Raw genomic sequence first — 5,198 nt, forward strand, 5'->3', positions numbered from 1 at the left:
CCACATCGAACAAGTTCTACGGGCTGGACGAACAACCCGACCCGAACGCTGACCACGTCAAAGACTACGTCATCTGGCGGCAGACGGCCCGATCAGAGGGGTATCTTCAACGGCTGGCGGAACATGAACGGAGCACTGGGCGGGAGGTGGTGCCGTTCGAAGCTCAAAATTGACGCTGCAGAAATAAATGTGTGGGATTAACCGATAGGCGAACAACCGAAATGCGGACAGAGCGGGCACTTACTTGTTTTGATCGGGGCAGTGAATTTGTGTTAGTATCAATCCAATCATCCTTTGCTGGAAGCGAAGCAATTGAACATCGTCGAAGCGCGTACACAGAAGGAAGTTGATGATGCCGCAGCCCTAATGCGGGGCCTGTATGAAGCAAACAAATCTCTTTATTCTGACGATCTTCAAACCATCGAGGCCTACTATCGTGGGTCGTGGTTCTTTAAGGCCTCACCGAAAATTCCGACCGAGTACTGCCCCCCGCAAGGAGACGTGCTCATTGCATACTTGGATGGGAAAGCCGCTGGAACTGTGGCGATTTATCGAATGGACGACAAGCATTGCGAACTAAAGTCCATGTTTGTTGAGCCGCAATTCAGGAGTAGTGGGATTGCATCAGCTCTTTGCAGGAGAGTGATCGACCTAGCTGAGTTGCACGGCTACAGCAGCGTAAGGCTGACAACTGGGGAGCGCCAACTTCCGGCTAGGAGCTTGTATGACCGGCTTGGGTTCAAGATTGTCACGCCATGGGACGACAATCCTCCCGACGGCTATGACTATTACGAACTTGGAGTAGTCCACTAGGTTTTTTCGTTCGCTCGTACGCATTGGGCTCGAACCTGACATGACTAGATGCCTCTCCAACCCCATTCAGCGCCAGCCGTCCCAGATGCGGTCGACCAACTCTGCCACCTCTGGATGATCCGACCAGCGGTGAACGTCGATTGGCCGCGAGTGCCATGGGCCCTCTATCTTCCCCATAACCTCCTCCTCCTCTGTGTATTATGGATCAGGAACGGGGATACTCGGGTCTCTCACTCCTCCGGTTTCTATTCATTACTTATACCTATTCCCCACCCCATAGAGCCCCTACTAGAGGTTAGGAAAGAGGAGGAGACAGGGGGTGTCAGAACACCCGAAACCACTGGGGCATAAACGGGGGCATTTCTCGGAGGGTTTAGCCCCCAGAGCCTGCTGTTGTTCCATGTCTGAATGACCTGGCTGGGGTGGTAGGAATCCTTGCCGACCGATGAAACCTAAGAACTTTTTCGACCGGTGGCCGGTACTGGGGCGGTTTCGGGGGCATTTCGAGGGTGAGCACGGGGCATTTCTGACCGCTGGAGAGGCCGCCCACTGGCGCTGAGACGACCGCTGACGACTAGCCCGGGTTCTGACGAGTGGTCGCCGGTGCTGGCGGGTTGGGGGGGCTTTGGTGGGGCGGTCGCTCGAGCCTAGTGCTTCGAATGGCTGGCCTGAGAACTCCGAGAAGATATCACAAGAAATGAATTTGTTTATCATGCATCAAATCTTCTCGCCTGCTATCATCGCAAACATAGTCACGGTTTGAAGATTTGGGAGGGGGAACTTATGACCACTAGACGAGATGTATTGAAGGCAATTCCAACCGTCGGAACGGCATTTGCTGTTTCGTCCGCCGCTCTGTTAGACGAAGCAGCTGCACAGAGCTCGGCTTCCGCACCGCCACTTGAAGGGCATTTCCATCCGAAAGGGAAGGCACCGTCCAAATATACACTGGAAATTCTGGACGAAGCGAAGCGTACCCTTCCATTCTCTGATGTGCAGGACTTCGAAGAACAGCAGCGCGGCCTCATTGCTGAGATGCAGGACAAGCAGATCATGGCTGATGCCGGTCACGTCGCGTGGGACAAGAAGCGATTTGATTTTCTGAACAGCGATACTGACTTTGACAGTATTCACCCATCCCTGCAGCGCATTTCCCGATTGAACCAGAACTATGGCCTCTACGAAGTTATTCCCGGCATTTACCAAGTGCGTGGGTTTGACCTATCCGATGTCACTTTCGTGCGCGGCAAGACTGGGTGGATTGTTATTGATCCTCTTATCTCTGCGGAACCTGCTCGCGCTGCTCTGGAGTTGTTCCAGCAGCATGTGGGCGAGGGATTACCCGTAACAGCGGTGATATATTCGCATTCTCACGGCGACCATTGGGGGGGCGTGCGCGGTGTCGTTGATGAGGCCGATGTCCGCGCAGGTAAGGTTGAAATCATCGCACCACGCGACTTCATGGAGCATACAATTTCCGAGAATGTTTATGCTGGCAACGCCATGAATCGCCGCCTGTTTTACCAGTATGGGTTGCTCCTGCCTGCAAGCCCTCATGGCTATGTCGGACAGGGTCTTGGGCAGGGTGTGTCAGCCGGTGCCGTCGGACTGATTGCGCCGACCCGAATAGTTGAAGAGGACATCGAAGAGTTCGAGGTGGACGGTGTCAGGATGATTTTTCAGAACACACCGGGGACAGAGGCACCTTCGAATATGAACACCTACTTGCCCGACATGAAGGCTCTGTGGATGGCGGAAAACGTGACGGCGACGTTACACAATATCTACACGCTGCGCGGTGCACCTGTACGTGATCCGTTGCGTTGGTCGAAGTATATCAGCCGCGCGCTTCATCTCTATGGTGAAGAAGCAGACGTGATGTTCTATTCGCACCACTGGCCGCGTTGGGGCAACGACCGAGTCCAAGCGATACTGCGCGATCAGCGAGACCTTTATGCACACATGAACAATCAAGTGCTGCATTTTGTTAATAAAGGCGTGACGATCAACCAGATTCACAACGTCTATAGCCTGCCGCAAAGCCTTCAAGACAAGTGGCACTGTCGGGGTTATCATGGTTCACCTCAACACAATAGCCGAGGTGTAGTGCAGCGATACATTGGCTTCTGGGACTGCAACCCGGCAACGTTGATCCCGCACTCGCCCGAGGACTCAGCGCCTCTCTATGTAGAGATGATGGGCGGCTCAGACGCAATAATGGCTCGAGGCGCCGAGTTGCACGATACCGGCGAATACCTTCTGGCCAGCGAGATTCTGAACAAGCTGGTGCAAGCGGAACCGCACAACATGTCGGCCCGGAATCTGCTGGCGGATGTGTACGAGCAACTCGGTTATCAGCAAGAAAACCCAGGACTTCGTAATTCTTTCCTGTCTGGAGCATTTGAGTTGCGTTCAGGTATCCCGGGAGGCGACATTCCGGACACTTCGAGTCCGGACGTTATTCGGGCTATGTCAACGGAACTGTTCCTGAACTTCCTTGCCATCAAGATGGACAGCCGCAAAGTCGAAGGGAGCGAGTTCACTATGAACTTGGTGACACCCGACAATGGTGAGAAGTTCCTCGTGGAGTTGCGCAACGCGACGTTGACAAATGTCGAAGGGTTCACTGCAGATGCGCCCGACCTGACTTTGACAATCAACCGAGCCGACTTGGAGTTGACAATGGCCGGTGAGAAAACACTGGATGCGCAACTTTCGGATGGATCAGCTCAAATAGAGGGCGACCCCACCGTGCTCGGTATCCTCGCTCAGGCAATGGTCGATTTCGATCCGTTCTTTGAAGTGTTGCCCGGGACTCGAGAACCTCATCATGTGGAACCGCATTCGGACGCGTTCGAGGCGGTCACCGGGCTACCTGCAATTGAATAAACCGCAATGTCGAAGCGGATCTTTGGTGTGGGCAGGTACATTGCCTGCACCATGAAGCATTGTTTGGCAGCTTTGCCCGCAACTTGGTCATTCCCGCAATAAATCTGAACGTCCGCTCCCCGCCAAAACCGAGCAACCTCCTGCATCTAAATAAAGAAGCAACTGCAGGAGTATGATCCATGAAGTACCTGTCTGCCCTCGGCGTTCTCGTCGGGGGTTTTCTTTTGCACCCACCGCCCAAGGCTGTCCTGACGACGATGCTCTGGGTGGTGTCTCGGTCTCATCCCGCTGTCTCGGCGCTGGTTCTGCTGGCGGTCCTCTGGACGTGGAGGTCCGACGATGACTGAGCTGAAACTGAACCCTGGTGACGTCGTGGTCGTCCGCGCCTTCGATGACATCCCTGAACATCACTTCCGCGTGGAGGAGGTGTTTGAAGACTGCGTGACCGGCTTTGCTGTCACCGGCCCTCTGGCTGGGACCTACGGCGAACCGGCACTCGAGATGATCCTGCGGATCGTCCCTCACGACTAACTCCCCAAAAATTCCAAACAGAAAAGGAGGAGGCCTATGTCTGCTCACATTCGCTATGCCTATCTGAAGGGCCATACGTGGTTGTTCAGACGCAACTATCCCGTTGACGTGGCTCTCGCGCTGGGCGCTCAGGCGCTGAAGCAAAGCCTCAAGACCGGTGACCCCAGAACCGCCCGCGTCCGAGCCGCTGAAGTCAATGCCCGCTTCGAGACACTGGTGGAGCAGGTCCGGGGTCAGGCAGAAGACGCCCTGTCTGCCACAGAGAGCACCGCTGACGTTCCTGATTGGCTTGACCAGCCAGAGTCGTCTCTCTTGCGTCTCCGGACTACTCTGGAGGGCTCCGGGACAGTTCTGGACGGTCCTGCCTTCACCCGACCCGCCGCGCCGGTAAAGGTGGTGATCCGGGACCTGAGCCGCGCCTATCTTGCCCGGCGTAGTAATGAACTGCGACCCAGCGGGTTCAAATCGGTCCGATACTCTGTCGGGTTGTTCACGAGCCGATACGGCGACCGATCGGTTTGCAGTCTGACGCGGGCGGAGGGGCGAGAGTTTCTGTCAGCGATAGCCCAACTGTCTCCGATGATCGGTAAGTCAGAGAGGACACGCGGGCTGACCCTGGACCAACTCGTTACCTACTCGTCTCGGGGAACGGTAACTATTAAGGCCAGAACCCAGCGGCGTATCTGGTCGCAGGTCAATCACTTCCTCGACTGGGTGGTCTACGAAGGCCATCTGGAGGTCAACCCGTTCCGGACGGTGCCGTTCGATCGGAAAGTGCGTCCTCAACCCTATGCGGTGCCGACTGACGATGAGGTCTCCAGACTTCTGGCGGCTCGTGATCCTGAGCTTCATTCCGTTCTGCTGACTTGCCTGCTGACAGGACTGCGCGCGGGGGAAGCGGTCGGGCTGCTCCGGGAAGACCTCGTGACCAAAGGCAACCTCGGCTGCTTCATTCATGTTCAACC

5 protein-coding genes are annotated in these 5,198 nt (G+C 55.5%); all 5 read left to right on the forward strand.

All coding sequences use genetic code 11. From position 1 onward, the window contains the following. Window positions 1-312: 312 nt before the first annotated feature. Window positions 313-813, forward strand: coding sequence for a GNAT family N-acetyltransferase (locus tag ACR1XU_RS22985; protein ID WP_480812380.1), 501 nt, complete (start codon window positions 313-315; stop codon window positions 811-813). A gap of 783 nt (window positions 814-1,596) precedes the next feature. Next, window positions 1,597-3,702 (forward strand): alkyl sulfatase dimerization domain-containing protein, encoded by a 2,106-nt coding sequence (locus tag ACR1XU_RS22990; protein WP_170808466.1) that lies wholly within the window; start codon window positions 1,597-1,599, stop codon window positions 3,700-3,702. A 179-nt stretch (window positions 3,703-3,881) separates the two neighbouring features. Continuing rightward, complete coding sequence (locus ACR1XU_RS22995) at window positions 3,882-4,049, forward strand: hypothetical protein (protein ID WP_170484287.1); 168 nt, start codon at window positions 3,882-3,884, stop codon at window positions 4,047-4,049. Further along, window positions 4,042-4,233: a hypothetical protein gene (locus ACR1XU_RS23000; RefSeq protein WP_480915710.1), complete on the forward strand. Its 192-nt coding sequence runs from the start codon at window positions 4,042-4,044 to the stop codon at window positions 4,231-4,233. The genes ACR1XU_RS22995 and ACR1XU_RS23000 overlap by 8 nt, the downstream gene beginning before the upstream one ends. A gap of 36 nt (window positions 4,234-4,269) precedes the next feature. Further along, window positions 4,270-5,198: DUF6538 domain-containing protein (locus ACR1XU_RS23005; protein WP_480915711.1), on the forward strand; the 929-nt coding region annotated here is incomplete at its 3' end.

This window comes from Ruegeria sp. D1(2025), assembly GCF_056536425.1.

Bases quoted from the DNA above. Each gene is read 5' to 3' on its own strand.
- ACR1XU_RS23000 (WP_480915710.1), top strand. From the start codon at position 4,042: ATGACTGAGCTGAAACTGAACCCTGGTGACGTCGTGGTCGTCCGCGCC.
- ACR1XU_RS22990 (WP_170808466.1), top strand. From the start codon at position 1,597: ATGACCACTAGACGAGATGTATTGAAGGCAATTCCAACCGTCGGAACG.
- ACR1XU_RS22995 (WP_170484287.1), top strand. From the start codon at position 3,882: ATGAAGTACCTGTCTGCCCTCGGCGTTCTCGTCGGGGGTTTTCTTTTG.